Origin of the sequence: Hyphomicrobium sp. (assembly GCF_035548195.1) — a bacterium.
Classification (GTDB): domain Bacteria; phylum Pseudomonadota; class Alphaproteobacteria; order Rhizobiales; family Hyphomicrobiaceae; genus Hyphomicrobium_B.
Genome location: NZ_DASZTY010000035.1, coordinates 132,682 through 157,500, shown reverse-complemented (window position 1 = coordinate 157,500; position 24,819 = coordinate 132,682). Strand labels below are relative to the sequence as shown.

Sequence of the window (24,819 nt, the reverse complement as noted above, 5' to 3'; positions counted from 1 at the left end):
TCCTGGAGGTATCGGAAGTGCGAATGCAGACATGAGTAACGAAAGGAGTGTGAGAAACACTCCCTCCGAAAGTCCAAGGGTTCCTGCGTAAAGTTAATCTGCGCAGGGTTAGCCGGCCCCTAAGGCGAGGGCGAAAGCCGTAGTCGATGGGAACCACGTTAATATTCGTGGGCCAGTGGGTGTGTGACGGATGCAGCAAGTTGTTGAGGCTTATCGGATTGCCGAGGCAGCGAATGTGTCCCTGGAAATAGCCCCCATATAGACCGTACCCGAAACCGACACAGGTGGACTGGTAGAGAATACCAAGGAGCTTGAGCGAAGTGTGCTGAAGGAACTCGGCAAATTACCTGCGTAACTTCGGGAGAAGCAGGCTATCTCTTCGGGCAACCGGAGGGGTAGGGCACAAACTAGGGGGTGGCGACTGTTTACCTAAAACACAGGGCTATGCTAAGTCCAACGACGACGTATATGGCCTGACGCCTGCCCGGTGCTGGAAGGTTAAGAGGAGAGGTTCACGCCTTGAATCGAAGCCCCAGTAAACGGCGGCCGTAACTATAACGGTCCTAAGGTAGCGAAATTCCTTGTCGGGTAAGTTCCGACCTGCACGAATGGCGTAACGACTTCCCCACTGTCTCCAGCACACACTCAGTGAAATTGAATTCCCCGTGAAGATGCGGGGTTCCTGCGGTTAGACGGAAAGACCCCGTGCACCTTTACTGCAACTTTGCACTGGCAATCGTGACTGCTTGTGTAGAATAGGTGGTAGGCTATGAAACCTGGGCGCTAGCTCGGGCGGAGCCGAAATGTGAAATACCACCCTAGTGATTATGGTTGTCTAACCGCGGTCCGTTATCCGGATCCGGGACAGCGCATGGTGGGCAGTTTGACTGGGGCGGTCGCCTCCTAAATCGTAACGGAGGCGTGCGAAGGTGGGCTCAGGTTGGTCGGAAATCAACCGTCGAGTGCAATGGCATAAGCCCGCCTGACTGCGAGACTGACAAGTCGAGCAGAGTCGAAAGACGGCCATAGTGATCCGGTGGTTCTTTGTGAGAGGGCCATCGCTCAACGGATAAAAGGTACGCCGGGGATAACAGGCTGATGATTCCCAAGAGTCCATATCGACGGAATCGTTTGGCACCTCGATGTCGGCTCATCTCATCCTGGGGCTGGAGCAGGTCCCAAGGGTATGGCTGTTCGCCATTTAAAGAGGTACGTGAGCTGGGTTCAGAACGTCGCGAGACAGTTCGGTCCCTATCTGCCGTAGGTGTAGGAGAATTGAGAGGATCTGTCCTTAGTACGAGAGGACCGGGATGGACGCACCTCTGGTGGACCTGTTGTCGTGCCAACGGCACAGCAGGGTAGCTATGTGCGGACGGGATAACCGCTGAAGGCATCTAAGCGGGAAACCCACCTCAAAACGAGTTCTCCCTCGAGAGTCGTGGAAGACCACCACGTTGATAGGCCGGGTGTGGAAGCGCTGCAAGGCGTGTAGCTTACCGGTACTAATAACTCGATTGGCTTGATTGCTCTCATTTAGCAATGCTCATCGTTTGCCTAACGCCGCATATCGTGCGAATGCGCGACGCGGCTCCGGCGGGCGGCACTTGTGCCGGCGATCCTTGATCGCTCGCGCCTAGAGGCGCGAAGAGGCGCAGCCGTACGATGAGCGTAGGCCTTCAGAAAGACCAAAGTGCGCAACGGAGCGAAGCGGCGCCTGCAAGGCCCGCGCGTTCCGCCCGGCTCGGAACGAGAGTCGGAACGCGCAATCAAAGAAGTCATATGACGTCTCCGCTGACCTGGTGATTATGGCGGGGTGGCTGCACCCGATCCCATTCCGAACTCGGCCGTGAAACGCCCCTGCGCCGATGGTACTTCGTCTTAAGACGCGGGAGAGTAGGTCGTTGCCAGGTCTGCCGAGACGTCATGTGATTTTCTAACCCGCGCATCGCGGCCGGCTCCCGGAACGGGAGTCGCGATGCGCAATCAAAGAAGTCAATCAGTGCCCTCTGTCGATATCGCATTCAAATGCGCCGCTGTGCCCTGTGCCAGCGGCGCGTTTTTGTTTTTGTTTGTTGCCGAGAACGAGATGCTGTGAAGGGCAGTTGTAAAGGGCGATCGCGGGTGTTGCGCGCGCACGAGGAGGCGAGAAATGCGCTCACACAAATTGAGTGATGCCGTTCAAATATGCTTTCGTTAGTGTTTAAGCCCGAGATTTTTAATCGAAATCACCGTCGGAGCCAGCGCACCGTTCGCTTTTGTCATGACGTTGCAGCTGCTCGTCGCGAACCTTATAATTGAGACTGGGTGAGGGGATGGGCTAACGCATGGAGGCCTGCCATGGCGATCGCGATCTCGCTGCAACAGTATCTCGAAGGGCATGGTGTCGACTACGACGTCGTTACTCATATGCCCACCCATTCGTCGCGAGAAACGGCACGGGCCAGTCTGATCCCTGAAGACAGACTGGCGAAAGGCGTTTTGCTCAGGCAGGATGACGGCTACCTCCTGGCAATCGTGCCTGCGTCTTATCGCGTCGAGCTAGACGAACTCTCAAAATTCCTCGGGCAGCCCATCGTGCTCGCGAGCGAGATTGAGGCGTCGGCGATTTTCGGCGATTGCGCGTTAGGCAGCGTTCCGCCGCTTGCTGGCGCATATGACTTGACCGCTGTGTTGGATAAAAATCTCGAAAGTCCGGGAGACGTTTATTTCGAAGGCGGTGATCATCGCTCGCTTGTGCATCTTGCTGGCGGTGACTTCCAACGGCTCATGCATGACATCCCGCACGCGGCGATCGCTGCGCGAAATAATCGGTAGAAATTCACTCTTGCTTCGAAAGCTCCGCGCTCGCTGCTTCACAAGAGCGCCAGTGTGCGCAGTTTCGTCGCACAGGGTCTGCATCCTTTTTTGAAATCGTTCCAAATACGGGAATATTCTTGACTCTTTTTGTGGCGTTGGTTCTACCTGACGCTTACCTGATCTCAGGACCTTTAATCCTGACTTATTAGGAGACGTCATGAATTTCCGGTTGGCCGGGCGTACAGCCGCTTTCCCTCGTTCTTTGGTATTCGTCAGTGCCGCAGCCCTCGGGCTGGTGGTCGCTTATCAATCGGTTCCACCGGCGAACGCATCTGACGAAATGGAGATCGAGATTTCGATCAAGGACCACAAGTTCGAACCCTCGGCCCTCAAGCTTCCTGTCGGAAAGCGCGTCAAGATTTCGGTCAAGAACCTGGACCCCTCAGCGGAAGAATTCGAGAGCAAGGATCTGGGATTCGAAAAGGTCATTGCGGGTAACAGCGATGCGATCATCCGGCTGAAGCCGCTGGAGGCAGGAACGTACATCTTCTATGGCGAGTATCATATGGACACCGCTCTTGGTCACATCGTTGCGGAGTGACATCTGAATGCTCGCTGCGCTTGTCATCGTTTTTCGCGAAGTCCTCGAAGCGGGACTGATCGTCGGAGTCGTTCTCGCGGCATCGCGCGGTGTTCAAGGGCGTAACGGCGCTGTGGCACTCGGCGTTTTAGCGGGCGTTGTCGGCGCGACGGTCGTCGCGCTATTTGCGGCGCGCATTTCGGACGCATTCGACGGACGGGGGCAGGAACTTTTTATCGCCGGGATATTGCTGTTCGCTGTCCTGATGCTCGCCTGGCATGTCGTCTGGATGGCCGAGCATGCCCGCGAGATGACTCTGGAACTCCGCAGGCTCGGCAGCGAGGTCGCGGCCGGAAAGCAATCGTTGTTTGCATTGGGTGCGGCGGTCGCGATCGCGGTCATGCGTGAAGGAAGCGAAGTCGTCCTGTTCATGATGGGTATCGTCATGCAGGGGAAGGATACCGCCGCGGAACTCTTGATTGGATCGGGTATCGGCCTTCTGCTCGGTGCTGCCGTCTCTCTCGTTCTTTATCTCGGACTCGCCGCTATCCCACTAAAGCGCATGTTCTCCGTGACCGGCGTTCTGGTTACGTTACTCGCCGCCGGGCTCGCGGCTTCGGCGGTTCAGCAGTTATCGAACGCTGGTCTGTTGAACATCCTCGATACGAAAGTTTGGGACACGTCGTGGCTTCTGTCGCAGGACAGCTGGCCCGGCCGCGTGCTTCACGTTCTGATCGGGTACATGGATCGGCCGACAGGCATGCAGCTTATCGCCTACGCGATCACGGCTTGCACGATTTTCGCGATGGCGTATTCGCGGCGGGCGCCAGCGGTATCCAAGCAAAGCTCGGCGCGCGCCTGAGAGATGTGTGCGCCCTAACGATTGGGGGCGTTTCCTGCGATCAGAGGCCGAGCTCCGAGAGCCCTGGATGGTCTTTAGGGCGTGGGCCAAGCGGCCAGCGATATTTGCGCTCGCTTTCTGAAATTCGCATGTCGTTGATGCTGGCGTAACGATGGTGCATCAGCCCGTCCGCCCCAAACTCCCAATTTTCGTTGCCGTAAGCGCGGTACCACTGGTTGCTGTCGTCGCGATATTCATAGGCGAAGCGCACGGCAATGCGATTGTCCATAAAGGCCCACATCTCCTTGATGAGCCGATAGTCTAGCTCGCGGTTCCACTTGCGCGTCAGGAATTCCACAATCTGCTCGCGGCCGACGGGAAATTCGGCGCGGTTGCGCCATACGCTGTCGACTGAATAAGCGAGCGCGACTTTGTGTGGGTCGCGTGAGTTCCAGCCGTCTTCAGCCATGCGAACTTTCTGGATCGCGGTTTCGCGCGTAAACGGGGGCAATGGGGGCCGCTGCTCGGTCATGGGACGCTTCCTTTTCTGTCAGACTCGGGATCGAGTCGCTTGACCCCTCCCGCGAACGTCGCGACGCTTCGCGCCAGTTCGCAGCGGGCGAACCGCACGAGGGGAGCTTTAGCCATGTATGACATTTCCAACTTATCGAACCTTCCGCAATTGCGCAGCTTGTCGTCGACGACGATGGCGGCATTCGAAAATTTCGATCGTGCGGCGATGGCGCCGGGGGCGATTCCACGGCGTTATAAGGAGTTGATAGCGCTCGGAGTGGCGATTGCGACGCAGTGCCCTTACAGCCTGGAGGTGCACCGGACGAATGCTGAGAATGCGGGCGTCACGGAAGCTGAAATCGCGGAAGTCATTTTTTTAGCGGCGACGATGCGCGCGACGGCAGCGATCGCGCACGGCACGCATCTCGTCGGTCCGCGAAAAGCTCCGCGTTGATCGCTGTTCGATGACGTTCTTGGTCCAGGGCCTCGTAAGGCGGCCTGCCCGAGATGACAATTGGGGCGGACGCTAGCGCGCGCCGTAGAGCATCAGCGCGATTGCGAGAATGCCGAGAGCGGCGATCCAGAGTGCGATGTCGGCGGCGCGGCTTCTGCGCGAACGCGACGCGAGATTTTCGAGCGTGGCATCGTCGAGCCTCAATCCCGATTTCGCCATCTCCGAAAAGCCGACAATTGCCTGCTCCGCTTTTTGCAAAAGACCGGGCGTCCGCATCAGGATGTCGCCGATCGTTTCGGCGCCGCGTCCGGCTCCCTTCAAGCGGCCTAACACGGAAAGGTTCGATTCCATCCATTCCTTGGCGACCGGCTCGGCTGCGATCCAAACGTTTAAGTGCGGGTCGAGATCGCGCGCCACGCCCTCGACGATCACCATGCTTTTTTGCAGCAGGATCAGCTCCGGCCGCGTCTGCATGTCGAAGACTTCAGTGTAAGCGAAAAGCTGGCCCAAGAGATCGGCCATTGAAATTTCCTCGGCGGTACGGCCGTGGATCGGTTCGCCGATGGCCCGCATCGCCTGCGCGAATTCTTCGACGGTGTGATGCGGCGGCACGTAGCCCGCTTCCAAATGCACAGCGGCGGCGCGATAATAATCGCGCGTGATTAAGCCGTGCAGAATTTCGGCGAGGAAACGCCGTTCCGCGAGACCGAGGCGTCCCATGATGCCGAAGTCGACGGCGACGATTTTTCCAGTGTCATCGACGAATAGATTTCCCTGGTGCATGTCGGCGTGGAAGAAGCCGTCGCGCATCGCATGGCGCAGAAATGTTCTAAGCACGGTCATGCCGAGCGCGCCGGTATCGAAACCCTTGGCTTCCAAAATCTCTCGGTGCGAGATCGGCGTGCCGTCGATCCACTCGACGGTCAAAACGCGTTTTGCTGTGCGGCGCCAATCGACTTCGGGGACGCGGAAACCTTCGTCGTTCGTGATGTTGCTCGCCATCTCGGAGATTGCAGCCGCTTCGAGCCGCAGATCCATTTCGAGATCCGTCGTATGCTTCAGGTTGTCGACAACGGCGACGGGTTTCAGCCGGCGCGCGGGCGGATAGAATCGCTCAATCATGCGCGCCGCGAAATAATAGCTGTCGAGATCGCGATAGAAACGCTTCTCGATATTCGGGCGCAAGATCTTGACCGCTACGGCCTTCTTAAGGCCGTTCTCGATCACGTAGGCTTTATGGACCTGGGCGATCGATGCGGCAGCGACGGGCGGACCGAACTCGACGAAATGGTCTTCGAGCTTGCCGCCAAGCGCGCGTTCGACGGCGCTGCGAGCTTCCGCCATCGAAAACGGTTCGGCCTTGTCTTGGAGGTGGCGCAGGTCGGCAGATAATTCAGGCCCGATAACGTCGGCGCGCGTGGCTAGAAACTGACCGAGTTTCACGTAGCTCGGGCCAAGCTCGGCCAATGCGGATGCGACGCGCGTTGCGCGCGGTTCGTCCTTGCGGAAGGGCGCGGTGACGATCCGGATCGGTACGGTTGCAGCGCGCGCGATTTTAAGCGGCAGCGGCACGGGCATACCGTTCGGCACAAACCGCACGCCATGCTGAGCCAGCACGAAGCCAGCGCGTATCAGTCTCAGAGTATTAAGAAGTGCTCCGGCCATAACCGCGAATTATCGTCCTGTGGTCGCGGACGAGCCGCCGAGGCTTGCACAATGCGCGTGGACTGGTTTCGGTCAAGTGAAGTCGAGGCAACGGGTAAAGACGCTTCGACGCTGTGCGCCATTGCGAGGCGGGGTTATCGGGATGTCCTACAACATAAACGGCGCCCGAGCTTTTGGCGAGCGCCGTTAAATCTTATCGCATCGTAACGAATGCAGGCCGGCGGCCTATTTCGCGCAGAAGGTGGCGCGGCCGTGACAGGTGACCATGCCACCGTCGGGGCGGCAACGGTAACGCTTATTTACGACCCTGTAGCCCTCGACCTGGCCGTTGGCTAGGAAGCCCGGCCATAGCCCCCAGCTGACGTTCTGGACCATCGTTTCCATCGCAAACCAGCGGGCGGAATCGGCTGAGGTCGACGTGGCGACGGCGGCTTTGGTCATGCACCTGGCGTTGGCGACGCCCGCTCCAAACGTCATTGCGGCGCCGATTGCTGCACACATCAGAAGTTTCGTCTTCATGCGTCCCATCTCCTCCAACAGAAGAAAAGCTCCTTCTCCCCATCTGTGCGGAAGCTATGAGCGGTCCGGGCCACGGTCAATCGGAGTCGACGCGAGGCAAATAAAACGCGGTTGACGTGTGGCCGATTAGATCTTCCAGCCGCCGTGGATCGCGGCGATCCCGCCTGTCAGATTGCGATAGGCGACTCGCGCAAATCCCGCTTTGCGAATGAGATCTGCAAACATTTCCTGATTCGGAAAGCGGCGAATGCTCTCAACAAGATAGCGATAGGGTTCGGCGGCGCCCGCCGCCAGCTTGCCGAGTCGGGGGATAATTTCGAAGGAGTGGAAGTCGTACAGCCGATCGAGAACCGGAACCTGACATTCGGAGAATTCGAGACAAAGAAACCGGCCGCCAGGCTTCAGAACGCGATAAGCCTCGGCTAGCGCACGATCGATGTGCGTGACGTTGCGGATGCCGAACGCGATCGTATAGGCATCGAACGTTCCGCTGGCGAAAGGCAGAGATTCGGCATTGCCTTCGACGCACGTGATGCGATCCTGCAATCCGGCTTCTTCGATGCGGCGGCGTCCGACATTCAGCATTTCCGGACTGATGTCGCAGACGACAGCGCTTGTCGCCGGGCCGCCGTCACGTGCGAAGCGCATCGCGATATCGCCGGTTCCACCCGCGACGTCGAGGAGCTGAAAGGGTCTATCGCCGCGTGGCGCGTTCAGCATCGTGATGAGGTCGCGCTTCCAAAGCCGATGCAAGCCGCCCGACATCAGGTCGTTCATCAGGTCGTAGCGTTCGGCGACTGAGGCAAAGACCTCGTTGACGAGGCCCTGCCGCTCACCCTCAGGGACGGCGCGAAAGCCGAAGGAGGCGGTATTTTCGTTGCTTGGTTCGGAGATATTGTCGGTCATGTCGTCCAGGATAGCCGTCTATGCCGCTCCGCGCTATTGTAAGCTCGGCTTAGCGTCAATCGCGGTTTCCAAAGTGTATGCCCGAACTTCCCGAAGTTGAAACCGTCAGGCGCGGTCTGGCGCCGGTCGTCGTCGGCCGCCGTATCACCGATGTCGAAACGCGGCGGCCGGATCTCAGATTTCCTTTCCCGGAGCGCTTTTTCGAGCGGCTTGTGGGCCAGAAGGTCGTCAGCCTCGACCGGCGCGCGAAATACCTGATCGCAGGGCTTTCAAGCGGCGAGGATCTTGTCATGCATCTCGGCATGACGGGCCGGTTTACGATTGTACAGCATGGCCACCGCGAGACGCCGGGCGAATACACCAATACCGTCGGGCCTAATCCGGCGCACGATCATCTTCTCCTGCGGCTCTCGAATGGATCGCGCATTGTCTACAACGATCCGCGCCGTTTCGGATTTATGGTCATGATGCCGCATGCGGAGCGAGCCCAGCATCCGTTGTTTCGCGGATTGGGCGTGGAACCGCTTAGCCCGGAATTGGCACCGCAATATCTGGCTCGCAGAGCGCAGGGCAAGAAGGTCAATCTCAAGGCATTTCTGATGGACCAGCGCATCGTCGCCGGGCTCGGAAACATTTACGTTTCTGAGGCGCTGTTCTGGGCGCGTCTGTCACCGAACCGTGCCGCGCGGACGCTCGCCGATCGCCGTGGAGCACCGACCGAGCCAGCTAAGCGGCTGGTGCCCGCCATTCGCGAGGTGCTGGAGCTTGCAATCAATGCCGGGGGCTCTACGCTTCGCGATTATCGCGATGCGAATGGAGTATCCGGCGGATTTCAACACCGGTTCGCGGTTTACGATCGCGCCGGGCAGCCGTGTCCGCGGCCTGGATGCGGAGGCACGATCCGGCGAGCCGTGCATGCGGGGCGCGCGACGTTCTACTGTCCGCGTTGCCAGCGGTAAGGATTGCGCTATCAACGCGCGGGCCGCTCGCTCAACGCGGCGTTCGTCTTGATGATGATGACACTCAAACACATGACCGCGAAACCGCCGGCGAGGAACAACTGGTTCGCGGCCCAGTCGCCTTTGAGCGATGAAAGTTTTCCAGATTGGATGAGCCAGATCAATCCGACTGCAATCGCAATCGCCTGATAGGACGACAACCGTACGGCGCGCTCAATTGCCGATGGTGTCGAGACGGCGTCATTTGGATCGGCGAGCCGCCGAAGATAGATGGCGTGGCCGATTGCGATCAGCAAAATCGCGGACCCGTACTCCCAACCATGCTGCCAATGCAGCGTTGTTCCTAGATAAACGGCATAGAACGCCAGTGCGCACCAGAGATACGCGAGCATGATCAGCCGCGTTGTTTGCCAAAGCGCGTCGCGCGGCGTCACGCCGGTATTTATCGCGTTTCGTTGCCAGAACGGTGAATTGGTGCGGATGGCAGACGAAATGAGAAGGATTGCGAATAAAGCAGCTGCAACTGCTGCTTCGGCTTTGCGGGAGGTGCTTGCAGCGATGAACATTACGAACAAGGCTGCGCCAAGAAGCGCGAGCAACAGTGGAAGCGGTGGGCGTAAGGACATGCCGAAAGAATCCGAGTGACCAATGGTTCCCGATTGCATCACATGTGCGCGGGTGATCGTAAAGCGTCGAGGCTGATGGCGGCGATGGCAAGGGCGCCAAAAAAGAGGATGTTGTTGCCCGCCCAGTCGGCGTGCGTGACGTCATGCGGGAACTTGTGATCGATGAAAAGGCTGGCGATGCCGACAGCCATTCCGACGATTTGAACTTGCACCAGAATGCGGCCCGCTTTGATCAGGACGGGATCGGAGCGTCCGGCGGCGCGGTCGCGATCGAGCAGCATGGAAAAGGCTAAACTGAAGGCCGCTGCGAAAGCGAAACCGAGGAAGAACTGCCACCACTCCGGCCACGTCTTGCCGAGGACAGCGGTGTAGATCGCGAGTACGGCGAGTGCACCCCATGCCCAGACGAGACCGAGATAGCGGGCTGTCGAGCTGGCGATGGCCAATGTCGGGGCGCCTGCATTTCTCAGGCGCTGATGATCCCAGATGGCTACGACGACGATGGCCAAAGTCACGATTCCGCAGGCTGCGATATGCAGATTCGGTTCGTTAACAGCAGCGGTAACAACTGTCGCACACACGGCCGCGGCAAGGCCGAATACCCATCCTAAAAGCGATAGCATCGTTCCTCTCCCCCCACCCAGCTTATTTCGAGGCGTCTTTGGGCGTCCGACAGGCGTTTGTATAGGCGGACAACGCATCTGTGCCTGCGCCGAACCGCCGCCGAGGGCAAGAAATCCGTCCTCAGACCGCCGTGTTTCATTGACCGCCGATTTACGGCCCGCTATACCCCCGGCAAACCGTGCCTGGGTGTCGATCCGGGCCGATCGAGTTTTTCTTCAGCCTAATAGCCCGCTTCGCCTTTCGCACGGCGGAAGGTGCTTTTGAACAAGCAGTAAGGACCTTTCCATGGCCAATACGTCGTCGGCAAAAAAAGCCACGCGCCAGATGATCCGCCGGACCGAAATCAACAAGGCTCGCCGCTCGCGCATCAAGAGCGAGGTTCGTGCTGTCGAAGAGGCAATCAAAGCTGGCGATCAGACCAAGGCGCTTGCGGCGCTTGCCGCTGCCGAGCCCATCCTGGTGCGCAACGCGCAAAAGGGAATCATGCACAAGAAGACAGCCAGCCGCAAAGTTTCGAGACTGGCACATCGTGTCAAGGCCATGTCGGCCTGACGTTTCCGAACTCGGCGCAGGGCAATTTTTCTCCCTGTTGCATATTCGCTACGGTAAAGAGCGGGCCCGATGAGGGCCCGTTTCTTTTTGAACGTCACTAACCCGCTGGAATTGCGCCTTCGGAAGCAAATGTCCCGGTCGTCACAGACTGGGCTAAGAGCAGATTCCATTCGTCGGGCAACCGGAAAATGACGGTGACGTGACGCTGCAACGCGGTGTCGACGGAGCGTTTCTGTACTCTCGGAATCCATAGGAGAGTCAGCGGTCTTTTGCACAGGAAGTGCGACGCGATCTCGGTTCTCAAGCGTAGCTGTGGATAACTTTCGAGGCGCTCGAACGCCGCGTCGAGGGAGTCGAAACGCTTGTCGAAAGAATAGTTACCGGTTAGTTAATGCGCAGTGGATGGCAGCGGGGTAATGCGATCGTTCACTTCTGTAAGTCGGCGAGCGTGGCATCAGAAGCTTCGAGTTAGTCGTGGCGTTCGATGCATCGTCAAAATAGGTAAAGATCTTTGTTTTGACTGCGGACCTTGTTGCGGCAAGGCTCCGTAGCGAAGACTTCCCCGAAATGTACTCGGGGAAGTCTTGCAGTGATCTTTATCAAATCTAGTAATGCGTGAGAGGGGGCTCGTGGAAAACAGCGAGACTTCCCGCGTCGAGGATGTTCCCGTCCTCGAAACGTGGGGTCGTCTGAAGGCCGATCCAAAGGCCGTTCTGGTCGATGTCCGTACGCGCGCCGAATGGGCGTTTGTCGGCGTGCCAGATCTGGGAGAGCTCGGCCGGGAGGTGTTGCTCATGGAGTGGCAGACGTTTCCCGACAACAGAGTCGCTCCGGATTTTTCGGACCGTCTGGATGCCGCACTGAAGTCTCGCGGTGTTGAGAAGTCAGATCAGGTTTTCTTCATCTGCCGCTCCGGCGGCCGCAGCCGAATGGCTGCAGAAGCGATGGCTGCGGCGGGCTACCGGCGCTGCCAGAATGTGGCGGAGGGCTTCGAGGGGCCAATTGATGCCGACCGTCACAGAAGCCAGCTCGGCGGCTGGAAACATGCCGGTCTGGCCTGGGTGCAAGGGTAGCGCTCAGAACTTGTACGGGGTCGTGCTGCATTTGCTCAGAGGGTCTTGGGCATGCAGCACAAAGGGGGGACGCCAGTCGGCCGGCGTCTCGCGTAATTAGCGGGAGTAATCACGATGCAGGCAGCAAATACGGCAGAGGCGCAGAGTGTAGGCGCAGAGGGAACAGCCGTTGCGGAAACGCCGGCCGGTGCGGTCGAGGGCCGCGGACAAAAGGTTCGGGCCATGCTCCGGGCGCAGCTCGGCGACGAAATTTATTCAAGCTGGTTCAAGAGCCTCGAATTCGAGAGCTTCGATGGCCGCATCGTCAAAGTTTCCGTGCCGGTCAAGTTCGTTCGGAACTGGATCCAGGAGCATTATGCCGAACGCCTGCTGCACTGTTCTCGTGTCGAGTTTGCAACCGCCGAGCGTGTCGAAGTTATCTGGCGGCAGCCCGGCGCCGGCATTCAGCGCCCGAACGATGCGCGTCCGGCCGAATCCGTAAATGCTGTAAAGCCTGCCTTGACATCGACGCCGCCGGTCGAAGCTCCGCAGCGCGTTTCGGTGCTGCGTCCTCCCATGCCGCCGGCTCAGCGGACGTCGGCGGGCGGTCTGGAAGGTTCGCCGCTCGATCCGCGCTATACGTTCGAGAGTTTCGTGGTTGGCGCTTCGAACCGCATGGCGCATGCGGGAGCCACGCAGGTCGCCGAAACGGTGCTCGCGGACGCGCCCGGTTATAACCCGCTCTACATCCATTCCGCCGTCGGGCTCGGCAAGAGTCACCTTTTGCAGGCGATTGCGTGGGAAGTGAAACATCGGGCTCCAAGCGCCCAGGTGCTTTATCTCACGGCTGAGCGCTTCCGCTATCAGTTCGTCGAGGCGCTTCGGTCGTCCGATCCTCTGGCGTTCAAGGAGCGCTTTCGCAACATTCACATGCTGTTGATCGACGATCTTGAGTTCCTGCAAGGTGAGCGCACGGAGCAGGAGTTCGATCACATCATCAACGCCCTACTCGATGGCGGGAAGCAAGTAGTTGTTGCTTCGGCGCGGGCGCCGAACCAGATCGAACGCCTGAATGAGCGTATGCGATCGCGTTTGCAGCGCGGTCTCGTTACCGAGTTGATGCCGCTCGACCACGATCTGCGTCTCAAGGTGCTTGAGAAGCGGCTGGCCGAGAAACGCGCCGCCGATCCGTCCTTCACGCTTTCGCGCGATGTCATCGATCTTCTGGCGATGCGTTTGACGGAGAACGGCCGCGAGCTTGAGGGGGCCGTCACACGTCTTTACGCGACGTGGCAATATATGCGGACGTCGATCACGCTGGACATTGCGGAGACGGTCATCCGCGATCTTGTGCAAAACCTCGAACCGCGCCGGATCAAGATTGAGGATATTCTCCGGATCATCTCGCGGCATTATGGGGTTTCGAAGGGTGATCTGCTGTCACAGCGCCGCCATCGGTCGGTCGTTTGGCCACGCCAAATCGGTATGTACCTCGCGAAACATCTTACGGCACGCTCGCTGCCCGAGATCGGCCGGCGTTTCGGCGGCCGCGATCATACGACGGTGCTTCACGCCATCCGCAAGATCGAGGGTGAGATCACCAAGAATCCTCATCTGGGCGACGAGCTGGAAGAATTGAAGCGGCTTCTCAATCATTGATTGACGTATTGATCGTGGCGTCCCCACGCCGCGATCCAAGGCGCACGGCCGGTCCTCCGAAGCCCTCGGGAGGCCGGCCTCGCTATTTTCGCGCGGGCGGCATGATTTGTAAGGCGGAAACGCCGCCTGGGCGCTACATCTTGGCTTGAAATGTTAGCTCCGTTCGGCTCTGATCCGGGTCCGTGAGCGATTCCGCTGCAAGCCAGTTCCGGGCGCCCGCGGGGGCTAATCTTTCGCGCAGGATTGCCGACGGCGTAGCGATGCCGCCATTCCATGCGCTCTCCGAAATCAGGACTGAGGACAGACATGCGTCTCGAGATTGAACGTGGGGAACTCTTGAAGGCGCTGAGCCACGTCACGAGTGTCGTCGAACGCCGAACGACCATCCCGATCCTTTCGAACGTCATGCTCAAAGCTTCGGGTGAGGCACTGATGTTCAAGGCGACGGATCTCGAACGCGAGGTGAGTGAAAGCGTCGGTGCCAAGGTTTCAACCCCTGGAACGCTGACGGTTCCGGCGCATGTGCTGCACGATATCGTGCGTAAGCTGCCTGAGGGCGCCGAGATCGAGATGAAGCGCGATGGTGACAAGGAGCGTTTGACGATCACCTCGGGACATTCGCGCTTCAGCCTGCAGACGCTTTCGGCTGAAGATTTTCCCGATCTTGCTGTCGGCGAGATTGGGCATGAGTTTACAATCGAGGCTGGAGACCTGAAGCGTCTCATCGATAAAACGCGATTTGCAATCTCGACGGAAGAGACGCGCTATTATCTCAACGGTATCTATCTGCATCCCGCCGATACTGCGGGCACCAAGACATTGCGCGCGGTCGCGACGGACGGACATCGATTGGCGCAGGTCGAACTGCCGCTGCCGAAGGGTGCGGAAGGCATGCCCGGCGTCATCGTGCCAAGGAAAACCGTGCATGAGCTTGCGCGGCTTCTCGAAGATTCGAGCGCGAAAGTGAAAGTCGGCGTATCGCAGACGAAGGTGCGCTTCGAGATCGGTCCCGTCGTGCTCACGTCGAAGCTGATCGACGGCACGTTCCCGGATTACGGCCGCGTCATTCCGCACAACAACGATAAAGAAATGAAAGTGCCGAATGGGTCATTCAAAAGCGCCGTTGATCGCGTGTCGACGATTGCGAGCGAGCGCGGGCGTGCGGTGAAGCTCAATGTTGCGAAGGACAAGCTTGTTCTGACGGTGAATAATCCCGAAGGCGGCAGCGCCACGGAAGAGATTCCGGTCGGCTACAGCGCCGGGCCTTTGGAGATCGGCTTCAACGCGCGCTATCTGCTCGACATCGCCGATCAACTAGAAAGCGAGGACGCACGGTTTCTTTTTGCCGATCCCGGCTCGCCGACGATGGTCCGCGACGGCGGCGACCTGAGCGCGCTTTACGTGCTTATGCCGATGCGGGTTTAATCGAAATTCCGTCTCCCCATTTCTGCACTTAATGGGGAGAGGGGCAGGTAGATCCCCCTCCCCTTGACGGGGAGTGGTCAGGGGTGGGGTGACGATCGAACGAGATTGGACATCCAGTGGCTAATGAGCGTGCTCGCCAACTCCGTAACAATGCGACCGCAGTAGAGCGAAAACTCTGGTATAAGTTGCGGGCGTTGAAGATCTCTGGACCGAAATTTCGCAGGCAGGTTCCGATCGATCATTACATCGTGGATTTTGCTTGCCTGTCCCGACGGCTCATCGTTGAAGTCGATGGCGCAACCCATGCCACCAACGAGCAGATTGAAAGTGATGCAAGTCGTCCGCGCGACCTTGGGGACCATGGGTTCAAGGTCCTTCGGTTTCAGAATGCAGATATTGTAACGAACATCGACGGCGTGATGGACGAGGTTGTTGTCGCGCTGGATGTTCGTACCCCCACCCCTAACCCTTCCCCGCAAGGGGGAGGGGAATGACGCTGTGGGTCGAGCGGCTGGGGCTCACGAACTTTCGCAGCTATGCGGCGGCGACTGTCGTGACGGATGCCGGGCCGCAGGTGATCGTCGGGGCCAATGGGTCGGGCAAGACCAATCTGCTTGAAGCGATTTCGTTGCTATCGCCGGGGCAAGGTCTTCGGCGTGTGCCGTTCGGCGATCTCGCGCGCGCTGGGGGCGATGGCGGTTTCGCGGTCGCGGCGCGGGCGCATACGCTCGCGGGACCAGCGGACATCGGGACGGGGTTGCAGGCTAGGGCCCCCACTCCTTCTTTTACCCCCACCCCTAGCCCCTCCCCGCAAGGGGGAGGGGAATTCTTAGGTGGCTCCGGTTCGCAAAACGGCGGGGATGTTTCGCAGCGTGGGAGCGAGAGCCAGCAACGGGGATTTTCGGGAAGTTCGGAGCGGAGCGAGCGTACGGGCCGCATCGTCCGCATCGACGGCGTGGCGCAATCGGGTTCGGGCGTGCTTGCCGATTATCTTGAAATCGTCTGGGTGATGCCTGCGATGGACGGGCTGTTCACAGGCGCGGCGTCTGAGCGCCGGCGTTTTCTCGACCGGCTTATCCTCTGCTTCGATCATAGCTATCGCACGATTGCGGGCCGTTTCGAGCGAGCGATGACGAGCCGCAACCGGTTGCTTGCCGATGGCGTGCGCGACAACGCGCAGCTTTCGGGCTTCGAGCAGGTGATGGCAGAGAACGGCATTGCCGTCGCGGCGGCGCGCCTCGAAGCAGTTGCAGCGATGGCGGCAATCGTTGCCCATCGCCGGGAGCGCAATCCGAACTCGGCATTTCCGTGGTCGTCGTTCCGGCTTGAGGGCAGTATCGAAGAGAGCTTGCAAAGGTTATCGGCAGTCGAGGCCGAAGATGTCTATGCGCAAACGCTACGGGAAACGCGCGAACGTGACCGGGCCGCGTCGCGGACGCTCGACGGGCCGCACCGCTCCGATCTGATCGTCGAGCATGGACCTAAGGCGCTTGCGGCGCGGCAGTGTTCGACCGGGGAGCAGAAAGCGCTTCTGCTTGGCCTTGTTCTGGCTCACGCTGAGTTGCTGACGGAACGTCAGGAGGGCGCGGCGCCAATCCTTCTGCTGGATGAGATTACGGCTCATCTCGATGCGGATCGTAGAGCTGCGCTGTTCGAGGAAATCCTGCGTCTTGGCGCGCAAGCCTGGATGACGGGAACGGACGCTAACGCCTTCGAGGCGCTGTCTCAGAGGGCACGCTTTTGGGCTGTCGAAGAGGGTGAAATCACCGTCCTGAAATGAACCGCGGACGAGGGACAAACGGTCACACACAAAGCGCTGAAAAATAAAGGCTTTTTTGGAGGGCTTTGCGGCGATTTCATGCGGCGTTTGGCGGCGATTTGTGCTATAAAAAGCGACCCTTATTCCGTCCCTGAGAAAGCTTCGAATGAACGCTCAACCGCTGAAGAAAACGCCTGCGCCGGAAGACTACGGCGAGGACAGCATCAAGATGCTGAAGGGGCTCGATGCGGTCCGTAAACGCCCCGGGATGTACATTGGCGATACCGACGATGGGTCGGGTCTGCACCACATGATCTACGAAGTCGTCGACAACGGTATCGACGAGGTTCTAGCGGGCCACGCAACACGATGCGAGGTGACGCTCAATCCGGACGGGTCGTGCACGGTGCGCGATGACGGGCGCGGCATCCCGACCGGTATCAAAAAGGACGACGATCAGGTGCCGAAGCGCTCGGCGGCGGAGATCGTGTTCACCGAACTGCACGCAGGTGGCAAGTTCGACCAGAACTCCTACAAGGTTTCAGGCGGTTTGCACGGCGTCGGCGTATCCGTCGTCAACGCGCTTTCGACCTGGCTCAAGTGCCGCATCTGGCGCGAGGGCAAGGAACACATGATCGAGTTTCGCAACGGCAATACCGTCGCGCCGCTTGCAGTCGTTGGCGATGCCAACGGAGAGCGCGGGACCGAGGTTTCGTTTCTACCGAGCCCCGAAACCTTTCACAATGTTATCGAATTCGATTTCGCAACGCTTGAGCACCGCTTGCGCGAGTTGGCGTTCCTGAACTCCGGCGCCAAGATCGTCTTGACGGACGCGCGGCATGCCGACGTCAAGCGCGAGGAGTTCATTTACGACGGCGGCACGGCTGCGTTCGTGCGCTACCTAGATCGTTCGAAGACTTCGCCGCTCGCTGAGCCGGTCATGGTTCGCGGTGAGAAAGACGGTATTACGGTCGAGGCGGCTCTTTGGTGGAACGACAGTTATCACGAGACCGTCCTCTGCTTTACGAACAACATTCCGCAGCGTGACGGCGGCACGCACCTCGCTGGTTTCCGCGGGGCACTGACGCGCATCGTCAACAAGTACGCGGAAGAAACGGGCCTTGCGAAGAAAGAGAAGGTCACGCTTTCGGGCGACGATGCGCGTGAAGGGTTGACGTGCGTGCTCTCGGTGAAGGTGCCGGATCCGAAGTTTTCGTCGCAGACGAAGGATAAACTTGTTTCGTCGGAAGTGAAGCCGATCGTCGAGTCTACCGTGGGCGAACAGCTTGGCGCGTGGTTCGAAGAACATCCAAAGGAAGCCAAAATTATCGTCGGCAAGATCGTTGAGGCGGCGCTTGCGCGCGAAGCAGCGCGAAAGGCCCGTGATCTCACGCGTCGCAAGGGTGCGCTCGACGGACTCCGGCTGCCTGGCGGTCTGGCGGAATGCCAGGATCGCGATGCATCGAAGACGGAGCTTTTCATCGTCGAAGGTGATTCCGCCGGCGGCTCCGCAAAACAGGGCCGTAAGCGCGAATTTCAAGCTGTGTTGCCGATCCGCGGTAAAATCCTCAATGTCGAGCGGGCGCGGACCGACAAAATGCTCTCATCCGAGCAGGTGACGAATATCATCGGTGCGCTCGGCACGGGCATCGGCCGCGACGAGTTCAAGCTCGACAAGCTTCGATACCACAAGGTCATTATCATGACCGACGCCGACGTCGACGGCGCGCATATCCGCACGCTGCTCTTGACGTTCTTCTACCGGCAGATGCCCGAGCTCGTCGATAAGGGGCATGTCTACATCGCGCAGCCGCCGCTCTACAAAGTCGTGCGCGGCAAGACGCAGTCCTATCTCAAAGACGAGCGCGCCCTGGAAGACTACCTGATCGACCAGGGGCTGGTCGACGCCGTTCTCGTCACCGGTGACGGCGCCGAACGGGCTGGCCGCGATCTTCGTGATATCGTCGATCAGGCGCGGCAGATTTCGGGCGGAATCAACGGGCTGCATTCGCGCTACAATCGAAATGTCGTTGAGCAAGGTGCGATCGGTGGGATCTTTGACCCGGCGCTTTTGCAGTCGGCCGTCGAAGCGAATGCGGCCGCGGTGCGCATTGCGAAGCGGCTGGACGACATCTCGGAAGAAATGGAGACCGGCTGGGAAGGCCGGTTCGGCAACGACGGCTTCGTGTTTAAGCGTGAAGTTCGTGGCGTGACGGAGGTGCATTTCCTCGACCGCGCGCTGCTTGGCTCGCTTGATGCGCGGCGTTTGCATGAACGTCGTGCGCACTTGGTAGAGGTGTACGACAAGCCGGCGAAGCTCAAGCGCAAGGACAAGGTTGAGGTCGTCACCGGACCTCGGTCGCTTTTGGATGCGGTCTATGAAACCGGTCGCAAGGGCATCGAGTTGCAGCGCTACAAAGGTCTTGGCGAGATGAATCCGGAGCAGCTCTGGGAAACGACTCTCGATCCCGACGTGCGCACGCTTTTACAGGTAAAGGTCGGCGATCTGGCGGAGGCCGATGAAATTTTCGCCAAGCTGATGGGCGATGTTGTCGAGCCACGCCGGGATTTCATTCAGGAAAATGCCCTCAACGTTTCGAATTTGGACGTGTAATTTGCTACCCGACTGCCTACAGCGCGAGATTAGAGCCGTTTGCGGTTCGGGAGGGCGCGGGTTTCGGTACCGGCTTTTTTTGCCGCCCCAAGGAGTTTAGCGCGGAACTGATCGCGTTTTTCGTGGATCGAGGCAATTACAAGTCCTGTCGGGATGCCCAAGCCGACGAGCGCCGATTCCGATAGCTGCAGACTTGCTTCGATCGTTTCGGGAACCGCATCGTTGACGCCGATTTCGTACAGATGTTGAGCGTGGCTGGCGTCCTTGGCGCGTGAGACGATGACGAGGTTCGGATAGCTGGACCTCAGCGTCTGCACGATTGCATCGATTTCGGCTTTCTCGTGGATCGTGATGATTGCGGCCTTGGCCGTGTCGAGCCCACAGTTCTTGAGGAATTCCAGCTCCCGCACATCGCCGAAATAAACGGGCTTACCGTCGCGCCGGGCATTGGCGACGAGGCGCGCATCGCGATCGATAGCGATGTAACGCACCTGGTGTTCGGAGAGCATGTCACCGATCAGCTGGCCGACGCGGCCATAGCCGACGACAAGCGCGGTGATGTTCTTCTCCGCAGGGGGAACGATGCTTAGCGTCGCGTCCACAGGCGCAGGCGGAGCATTGCGCGACGCCAGCCAGCGGCCGATCTTGGCGCTCGCGGGTATGAAGGCCATCGTTAGCGAGACGGACGTCAACAGAGCGCTCGACAGCTCGCGATTGATGAGGCCGGAGCTAAGAGCGACCGTCAAAATGACGAATGCGAATTCGCCCCCCGGTGCAAGCAGCGCGGCCGTTTCGATCGACGCCGGTCGCGCGATGCCGAACAATCGTGCGAGACCAAAGATGAGGAGCGCCTGCAGCATCATCATGCCGCCAGCGATTGCCAGAATCGTGATCGGGTCGGCGAAGAGCGATCTCAAATCGAGGCTCAGGCCGACTGAAAAGAAAAAGACGCCGAGGAGCAGCGATTTAATCGGTTCGATGGTTGTTTGAACCGCGCGCCGGTACTCGGTTTCGGCGAGCAGCAGCCCTGCCACAAACGCGCCGAGCGCCATCGAAAGCCCGGCTGCGGCCGTAATGAAGCTTGTTCCGACCGCTATGAACAGGGTTGCTGCGATGAACAGGTCGGCATTGTGTGTCTGCGCTACGACGCGAAAGAGCGGCTGCAAGAGAAAGCGGCCGATGCCGATGATGACGAGCAGGGCCCCCACAGCCTGGAGCAATGCCGTCGCAATTCCGAGCAAGATCGATCCTTGGCTGCCGGGTTCGAGGACGTCGACCAGCAGCAAGATCGGGACAACGGCGAGATCCTGGAACAGCAGAATTGCGAAGCTCGTTCGTCCGACTGTCGTCGACAAGCGTTTCTGACGGGCCAGCAACTCGATCACGATCGCGGTCGATGACAGGCAGAGTGCCGAGCCTATAACGATGGCGGTCGCGGGGGGCTGGCCTAATTCGATTGCGACAAGCGCAATGATGGCTGCCGAAACAATGACTTGCAGACCACCCAGGCCAAAAACCAGCCGCCGCATCGTCGAGAGGCGTTCGAACGACAGCTCCAGGCCGATGAGGAAGAGAAGAAAGACGACGCCCCACTCGGCAAACTTTGCCAGCCGTTCTGGATCCGTGACCGTCAGCCAAGAAAGAGAGGGGATGTAAGGCGTCAGTGCACCAAGGCCGCCCGGACTCAAAACGGCGCCGGTTAACAAAAACGCAAGAACCGTGCTGAACCCAGCTCGATGAAGCAGCGGCACAATCACCCCGGCGGTGCCGAGGACCAGAAGTGCATCCTTGTAAACGACAAGATCAGTTGTTGCTGACATCAACCTCCCCACCCGTGCCGCAACATTATGTCTGTCTTAAGCTCCCGCGGCTACCACGCAATTTGAGGCAAATCCGCCAAATTTGCATTGTGCTGACGAATTGCTGCAATGCGCGTCTACAACACAAATTTTTCTCGTATATTCAATCATAATCGGCCCGGCGAACTTAACTGGCCTTTAGCCAAGGGCAGATAACACTGGAGCCCGATCGTTCCGCGGTGACCTGGCGCGTGCCAAGGTGCTGCGGATTTCGATAGTGCGGGCCAAGGTGCGAGGGTGTTTCGGATCTTATTTGCGGCGGTTCGGCTTTGCTTTTGGGTGCTTGGCAAGTTGCTCGGTTTCCCATCGCGGAAGCGTACGCGTCGGACACTTCCGGGATCATTCCAGTCGGTTGCGCAACACGCGTTTGATTTTGATGACGCACCGCAACGAAAGCCTGCGCGGCGACGCGGTAATTTTCTAAGCCGTGCCTTCGGCCGGATGAAACTCAAATATCGTGTGGTCTTCGGGCTGGGGGTCGCCGGCACAGGTGGCCTGATCCTGATGTTTGCGGCGATGATGGTCTACTATACCGTCGTCTTTCCCGATCCGCTTGCCGTTCGCAATAACGATAGCCCTCCGCTTATCAGGATTCTGGCGCGCGACGGTTCCACCATTGCGGAGCGTGGGGCGTCTCATGAATACGTCCGCCTCGCCGACTTACCGAAGGTCGTTCCGGCAGCGGTCGTTGCAACGGAAGATCGTCGCTTCTTCGATCACTACGGTGTCGATCCAGCGGGCACGTTAAGGGCGATGTTCACGAACCTCCGCGCCGGGCGATACGCACAGGGCGGTTCGACTTTGACGCAGCAGCTCGCAAAAAATCTCTTTTTAACGCAAGAGCGAACGTTGACCCGCAAGCTTGCCGAGCTCGGGCTGGCGCTATGGCTTGAAATCCGACTGACGAAAGACGAGATCCTCGAACTCTATCTTAATCAGGTCTACTTCGGCAGCGGCGCTTATGGCGTGGGCGCGGCGAGTGAACGGTATTTCGGCAAGCCTGCCAGCAAACTCACGCTGCCAGAAGCTGCAATCATTGCGGGCCTTCTGAAGGCACCTTCAAAGTATTGCCCGGCGACGAACCCCGATGGCGCCCGTGCTCGCGGCCGGGTCGTTCTTTCCTTGATGGTCGATGCCGGGTTCATTTCACCGGAGCAACAGCAGCGCGCTCTGGCTCAACCGGTTGTTTTCAGCGATCCCAAAATTACGACAGTCTCCGCCGATACGGGATACGTCGTCGATTACATTCTGGATCAAATTCCGCCGATCTCAAGTACTGGAGACGCCGAAGTCATCGTGCAGACGACCCTCGATAAATCCTTGCAGCGTACGGCGCAGAAAGTCGTCAAGACGACGCTCGATAAAAGAGGTGCGGCGTTCGGAGCAAGTCAGGCGGCACTTGTTGTTCTTGACCGCGATGGCGGCATTCGCGCTCTGGTCGGCGGGCGGGACTATAATGAGAGCCAGTTCGATCGTGCCGTCAAAGCAAAACGCCAACCGGGCTCGGCTTTTAAGCCATTCGTCTACCTCGCGGCGCTTGAGCGCGGTATGACGCCCGATACCGTCGCGCTCGATGCGCCGATCACGATCGGGGGCTGGTCGCCGAAGAACGACGACGGCAAATTTTCTGGCCCGATCACCTTGCGGCAAGCGCTGGCGCAATCGGTAAACACCGTGGCCGTGCGTCTCAACCAGGAGGTTGGACAGGGACGGACCATCGAAATGGCGCGACGTCTCGGGATCAGATCCGATTTGCACGAAGGCCCATCGCTTGCACTCGGCACGTCGGAAGTGTCGCTGCTTGAGATGACTGGGGCATACACGGTCTTCTCCAACGGCGGCGCTGCGGTCGAGCCGCACATCATTTCGCGCGTGAGTCTAAGCTCCGGACGCGTGGTCTACGTCAGTCCGCCGCCGCGCACCGATAGAGTGGCTAGCCTCGACACCATCGGCGCTCTGAATGACATGTTGAACGCCGTTGTCGTGTACGGCACCGGGCGACGCGCCGCGCTCCCCGATCGGCCTATCGCGGGAAAGACCGGAACGACGCAGGATTTTCGCGACGCTTGGTTCATCGGCTATACCAGCGAACTGACGGCGGGTGTCTGGGTCGGGAATGATGACGGCAAGTCGATGAAACGTACGACCGGCGGCAGCTTGCCCGCAGAGATCTGGAATCAGGTCATGCGCGTTGCCAATACCGGGCGCCCGCCAACCGCATTGGCGGGAACGGTCTTCAGCCGACCGGACGCTGAGGGCGTTGGCGGTTTCGGAAAGGCGTCAATGTTTGCATCGGCCCGAACTCACATTCCTCGCGTCGTGCAATATCACGAGGTGCTGCCTTGGGCCATGAGGCCTGCACAACAGGTTGCGCAACAGAGGCACGAGGATAGGGCTGCGGACGGTGCGATTCCGGCGCCGACACATCCCATGACGAGCATCGGCGCGGATTTTATTGCGCGTGCTGTTGCAGACGAACCGGTCAGGAACTCCGTGACATTCTCGGATGACTCACATCAATCGCGTCCGGACGTCGTGTCGTTCGGAAACTGGTGGTGATGCGCGCGTCGCGCTAGCGGGCGCGTCCGTGCACCGGACCATAGCGATGCAGATCCGGTCCGCGAATCTGCAGCCAGTGCTTTGCGATTTCGAAGTCCGGACAGATTTTTTTCACAAGCGCCCAGAATTTCGGTCCATGATTCATCTCGGCGAGATGAGCAACCTCGTGGGCGGCGACGTAATCGAGGACGAAAGGTGGCGCCAGAATGAGGCGCCAGGAAAACGACAGCGCACCTGTCGTCGAGCATGAACCCCAGCGGCTGGTCTGATCGCGAATGGCGATGCGTTTCGCCTTGAGTGAAAGAAGGCCGGCGTGATGCGCCACGCTTTTTTCAAGATCGTGCCGCGCTTCTTCGAAGAGCCAGCGCGTCAGGCGGTTTGGTGCAAGACTCTTCGGGCCGGGAACGAGGATCCTCGGCTCGTCCGTTCCACGTTCGACGGAAACGATGCGCGTGCGCCGGTTGCCGGTAAATGCAATCTCGTGTGCTTCGCCACGCAGCGGCATTGTGGCTTCATCTTCAAACGGCACGTGGTTCGGTAAACTGTCGAGACGGGCGCGAACCCAATCGATGTGACGGCTAAGAAAGGTGCCGGCTTCGTCGAGATCGCACTGCAAAGGCAGCGTGACGATAACTGCGCGACGCGTTCGGCTGACGCGCAGCGTCAAGCGCCGTGCGCTCGGATGCCGGCGTACTTCGAGTTGTGCACCAATGTCTTCGAGACGGACCGACTGCGGTTCAGTCGACAATTCGGCGACGTGCCGTCTCTTGTTGATCCTCATGCGCTCTGCCCCCCAAAGCCGGCGCGCATCTTGTCGATGCAGCGAAGTGCGGCACGCGTGTGCCGGACCAATGCAG

The 24,819-nt window shown here is 59.2% G+C and carries 21 protein-coding genes and 2 rRNA genes (1 of these 23 only partly in view); 15 read left to right on the top strand and 8 right to left on the bottom strand.

Going from position 1 to position 24,819, the window contains the following annotated elements:
* The 5 genes from VHB22_RS14355 to VHB22_RS14335 form a co-directional block, all read left to right on the top strand.
* Positions 1-1,527, top strand: a 23S ribosomal RNA gene (locus VHB22_RS14355); it begins 1,272 nt to the left of the window's first position.
* A 268-nt stretch (positions 1,528-1,795) separates the two neighbouring features.
* A 5S ribosomal RNA gene (rrf, locus tag VHB22_RS14350) occupies positions 1,796-1,910 on the top strand.
* A gap of 427 nt (positions 1,911-2,337) precedes the next feature.
* Complete coding sequence (locus tag VHB22_RS14345) at positions 2,338-2,814, top strand: YbaK/EbsC family protein (RefSeq protein ID WP_325457665.1); 477 nt, start codon at positions 2,338-2,340, stop codon at positions 2,812-2,814.
* A gap of 199 nt (positions 2,815-3,013) precedes the next feature.
* Positions 3,014-3,397 (top strand): cupredoxin domain-containing protein, encoded by a 384-nt coding sequence (locus VHB22_RS14340; protein WP_325457664.1) that lies wholly within the window; start codon positions 3,014-3,016, stop codon positions 3,395-3,397.
* A 7-nt stretch (positions 3,398-3,404) separates the two neighbouring features.
* Complete coding sequence (locus tag VHB22_RS14335) at positions 3,405-4,238, top strand: FTR1 family iron permease (protein ID WP_325457663.1); 834 nt, start codon at positions 3,405-3,407, stop codon at positions 4,236-4,238.
* Positions 4,239-4,278: 40 nt separating this feature from the next.
* Here the strand turns inward: VHB22_RS14335 and VHB22_RS14330 are convergent, their stop codons facing one another.
* A complete protein-coding gene (locus VHB22_RS14330) occupies positions 4,279-4,749 on the bottom strand; it encodes a nuclear transport factor 2 family protein (protein WP_325457662.1) in 471 nt (156 codons plus the stop codon).
* Positions 4,750-4,863: 114 nt separating this feature from the next.
* On the opposite strand from VHB22_RS14330, the gene VHB22_RS14325 reads away from it, so the two are divergent.
* A complete protein-coding gene (locus tag VHB22_RS14325) occupies positions 4,864-5,184 on the top strand; it encodes a carboxymuconolactone decarboxylase family protein (RefSeq protein ID WP_325457661.1) in 321 nt (106 codons plus the stop codon).
* 72 nt (positions 5,185-5,256) lie between these two features.
* On the opposite strand, the gene ubiB is transcribed toward VHB22_RS14325, so the two are convergent.
* From ubiB to ubiE, 3 genes are all read right to left on the bottom strand, one after another.
* The gene (ubiB, locus tag VHB22_RS14320; protein WP_325457660.1) at positions 5,257-6,849 is read right to left on the bottom strand and encodes a 2-polyprenylphenol 6-hydroxylase; all 1,593 of its coding nucleotides are present in this window, start codon (positions 6,847-6,849) and stop codon (positions 5,257-5,259) included.
* A 225-nt stretch (positions 6,850-7,074) separates the two neighbouring features.
* Positions 7,075-7,368 (bottom strand): hypothetical protein, encoded by a 294-nt coding sequence (locus VHB22_RS14315; protein ID WP_325457659.1) that lies wholly within the window; start codon positions 7,366-7,368, stop codon positions 7,075-7,077.
* 126 nt (positions 7,369-7,494) lie between these two features.
* Complete coding sequence (gene ubiE, locus VHB22_RS14310; protein ID WP_325457658.1) at positions 7,495-8,274, bottom strand: bifunctional demethylmenaquinone methyltransferase/2-methoxy-6-polyprenyl-1,4-benzoquinol methylase UbiE; 780 nt, start codon at positions 8,272-8,274, stop codon at positions 7,495-7,497.
* 77 nt (positions 8,275-8,351) lie between these two features.
* Here ubiE and mutM point away from each other — a divergent pair, with 77 nt between their 5' ends.
* On the top strand, positions 8,352-9,233 hold the full coding sequence (gene mutM, locus VHB22_RS14305; RefSeq protein WP_325457657.1) for a bifunctional DNA-formamidopyrimidine glycosylase/DNA-(apurinic or apyrimidinic site) lyase: 882 nt from the start codon (positions 8,352-8,354) through the stop codon (positions 9,231-9,233).
* A gap of 11 nt (positions 9,234-9,244) precedes the next feature.
* On the opposite strand, the gene VHB22_RS14300 is transcribed toward mutM, so the two are convergent.
* Positions 9,245-9,859 carry a hypothetical protein gene (locus tag VHB22_RS14300; protein ID WP_325457656.1) on the bottom strand — a complete coding sequence of 205 codons (615 nt, stop codon included), beginning with the start codon at positions 9,857-9,859 and terminating at the stop codon, positions 9,245-9,247.
* 38 nt (positions 9,860-9,897) lie between these two features.
* Positions 9,898-10,482, bottom strand: a complete 585-nt coding sequence (locus VHB22_RS14295; protein ID WP_325457655.1) for a hypothetical protein — start codon at positions 10,480-10,482, stop codon at positions 9,898-9,900.
* Positions 10,483-10,768: 286 nt separating this feature from the next.
* Between VHB22_RS14295 and rpsT the strand changes: the two genes are divergently transcribed.
* The 7 genes from rpsT to gyrB all read left to right on the top strand — a co-directional run bounded on the left by rpsT (position 10,769) and on the right by gyrB (position 19,544).
* Entirely contained in the window at positions 10,769-11,035 is a 267-nt protein-coding gene (gene rpsT / locus VHB22_RS14290; protein WP_325457654.1) for a 30S ribosomal protein S20, read from the top strand.
* 629 nt (positions 11,036-11,664) lie between these two features.
* Positions 11,665-12,108 carry a rhodanese-like domain-containing protein gene (locus VHB22_RS14285; RefSeq protein WP_325457653.1) on the top strand — a complete coding sequence of 148 codons (444 nt, stop codon included), beginning with the start codon at positions 11,665-11,667 and terminating at the stop codon, positions 12,106-12,108.
* Positions 12,109-12,330: 222 nt separating this feature from the next.
* Positions 12,331-13,746 (top strand): chromosomal replication initiator protein DnaA, encoded by a 1,416-nt coding sequence (gene dnaA / locus VHB22_RS14280; RefSeq protein ID WP_414652747.1) that lies wholly within the window; start codon positions 12,331-12,333, stop codon positions 13,744-13,746.
* Positions 13,747-14,052: 306 nt separating this feature from the next.
* Positions 14,053-15,171: a DNA polymerase III subunit beta gene (gene dnaN, locus VHB22_RS14275; RefSeq protein WP_325457651.1), complete on the top strand. Its 1,119-nt coding sequence runs from the start codon at positions 14,053-14,055 to the stop codon at positions 15,169-15,171.
* A gap of 116 nt (positions 15,172-15,287) precedes the next feature.
* Positions 15,288-15,665 (top strand): endonuclease domain-containing protein, encoded by a 378-nt coding sequence (locus VHB22_RS14270; protein ID WP_325457650.1) that lies wholly within the window; start codon positions 15,288-15,290, stop codon positions 15,663-15,665.
* Complete coding sequence (recF, locus tag VHB22_RS14265) at positions 15,662-16,951, top strand: DNA replication/repair protein RecF (protein ID WP_325457649.1); 1,290 nt, start codon at positions 15,662-15,664, stop codon at positions 16,949-16,951. The genes VHB22_RS14270 and recF overlap by 4 nt, the downstream gene beginning before the upstream one ends.
* 145 nt (positions 16,952-17,096) lie before the next feature.
* On the top strand, positions 17,097-19,544 hold the full coding sequence (gene gyrB, locus VHB22_RS14260; RefSeq protein ID WP_325457648.1) for a DNA topoisomerase (ATP-hydrolyzing) subunit B: 2,448 nt from the start codon (positions 17,097-17,099) through the stop codon (positions 19,542-19,544).
* Between the two features lie 29 nt (positions 19,545-19,573).
* Here the strand turns inward: gyrB and VHB22_RS14255 are convergent, their stop codons facing one another.
* Complete coding sequence (locus tag VHB22_RS14255) at positions 19,574-21,364, bottom strand: cation:proton antiporter (protein WP_325457647.1); 1,791 nt, start codon at positions 21,362-21,364, stop codon at positions 19,574-19,576.
* 480 nt (positions 21,365-21,844) lie between these two features.
* Here VHB22_RS14255 and VHB22_RS14250 point away from each other — a divergent pair, with 480 nt between their 5' ends.
* Positions 21,845-23,962: a penicillin-binding protein 1A gene (locus VHB22_RS14250; RefSeq protein WP_325457646.1), complete on the top strand. Its 2,118-nt coding sequence runs from the start codon at positions 21,845-21,847 to the stop codon at positions 23,960-23,962.
* A 13-nt stretch (positions 23,963-23,975) separates the two neighbouring features.
* Here the strand turns inward: VHB22_RS14250 and VHB22_RS14245 are convergent, their stop codons facing one another.
* On the bottom strand, positions 23,976-24,743 hold the full coding sequence (locus VHB22_RS14245; protein WP_325457645.1) for a SprT family zinc-dependent metalloprotease: 768 nt from the start codon (positions 24,741-24,743) through the stop codon (positions 23,976-23,978).
* Positions 24,744-24,819: the final 76 nt, after the last annotated feature.

Bases quoted from the DNA above. Each gene is read 5' to 3' on its own strand.
- VHB22_RS14345 (WP_325457665.1), top strand. From the start codon at position 2,338: ATGGCGATCGCGATCTCGCTGCAACAGTATCTCGAAGGGCATGGTGTC.
- VHB22_RS14340 (WP_325457664.1), top strand. From the start codon at position 3,014: ATGAATTTCCGGTTGGCCGGGCGTACAGCCGCTTTCCCTCGTTCTTTG.
- VHB22_RS14335 (WP_325457663.1), top strand. From the start codon at position 3,405: ATGCTCGCTGCGCTTGTCATCGTTTTTCGCGAAGTCCTCGAAGCGGGA.
- VHB22_RS14330 (WP_325457662.1), bottom strand. From the start codon at position 4,749: ATGACCGAGCAGCGGCCCCCATTGCCCCCGTTTACGCGCGAAACCGCG.
- VHB22_RS14325 (WP_325457661.1), top strand. From the start codon at position 4,864: ATGTATGACATTTCCAACTTATCGAACCTTCCGCAATTGCGCAGCTTG.
- ubiB (WP_325457660.1), bottom strand. From the start codon at position 6,849: ATGGCCGGAGCACTTCTTAATACTCTGAGACTGATACGCGCTGGCTTC.
- VHB22_RS14315 (WP_325457659.1), bottom strand. From the start codon at position 7,368: ATGAAGACGAAACTTCTGATGTGTGCAGCAATCGGCGCCGCAATGACG.
- ubiE (WP_325457658.1), bottom strand. From the start codon at position 8,274: ATGACCGACAATATCTCCGAACCAAGCAACGAAAATACCGCCTCCTTC.
- mutM (WP_325457657.1), top strand. From the start codon at position 8,352: ATGCCCGAACTTCCCGAAGTTGAAACCGTCAGGCGCGGTCTGGCGCCG.
- VHB22_RS14300 (WP_325457656.1), bottom strand. From the start codon at position 9,859: ATGTCCTTACGCCCACCGCTTCCACTGTTGCTCGCGCTTCTTGGCGCA.
- VHB22_RS14295 (WP_325457655.1), bottom strand. From the start codon at position 10,482: ATGCTATCGCTTTTAGGATGGGTATTCGGCCTTGCCGCGGCCGTGTGT.
- rpsT (WP_325457654.1), top strand. From the start codon at position 10,769: ATGGCCAATACGTCGTCGGCAAAAAAAGCCACGCGCCAGATGATCCGC.
- dnaA (WP_414652747.1), top strand. From the start codon at position 12,331: ATGCTCCGGGCGCAGCTCGGCGACGAAATTTATTCAAGCTGGTTCAAG.
- dnaN (WP_325457651.1), top strand. From the start codon at position 14,053: ATGCGTCTCGAGATTGAACGTGGGGAACTCTTGAAGGCGCTGAGCCAC.
- recF (WP_325457649.1), top strand. From the start codon at position 15,662: ATGACGCTGTGGGTCGAGCGGCTGGGGCTCACGAACTTTCGCAGCTAT.
- gyrB (WP_325457648.1), top strand. From the start codon at position 17,097: ATGAACGCTCAACCGCTGAAGAAAACGCCTGCGCCGGAAGACTACGGC.
- VHB22_RS14255 (WP_325457647.1), bottom strand. From the start codon at position 21,364: ATGTCAGCAACAACTGATCTTGTCGTTTACAAGGATGCACTTCTGGTC.
- VHB22_RS14250 (WP_325457646.1), top strand. From the start codon at position 21,845: ATGAAACTCAAATATCGTGTGGTCTTCGGGCTGGGGGTCGCCGGCACA.
- VHB22_RS14245 (WP_325457645.1), bottom strand. From the start codon at position 24,743: ATGAGGATCAACAAGAGACGGCACGTCGCCGAATTGTCGACTGAACCG.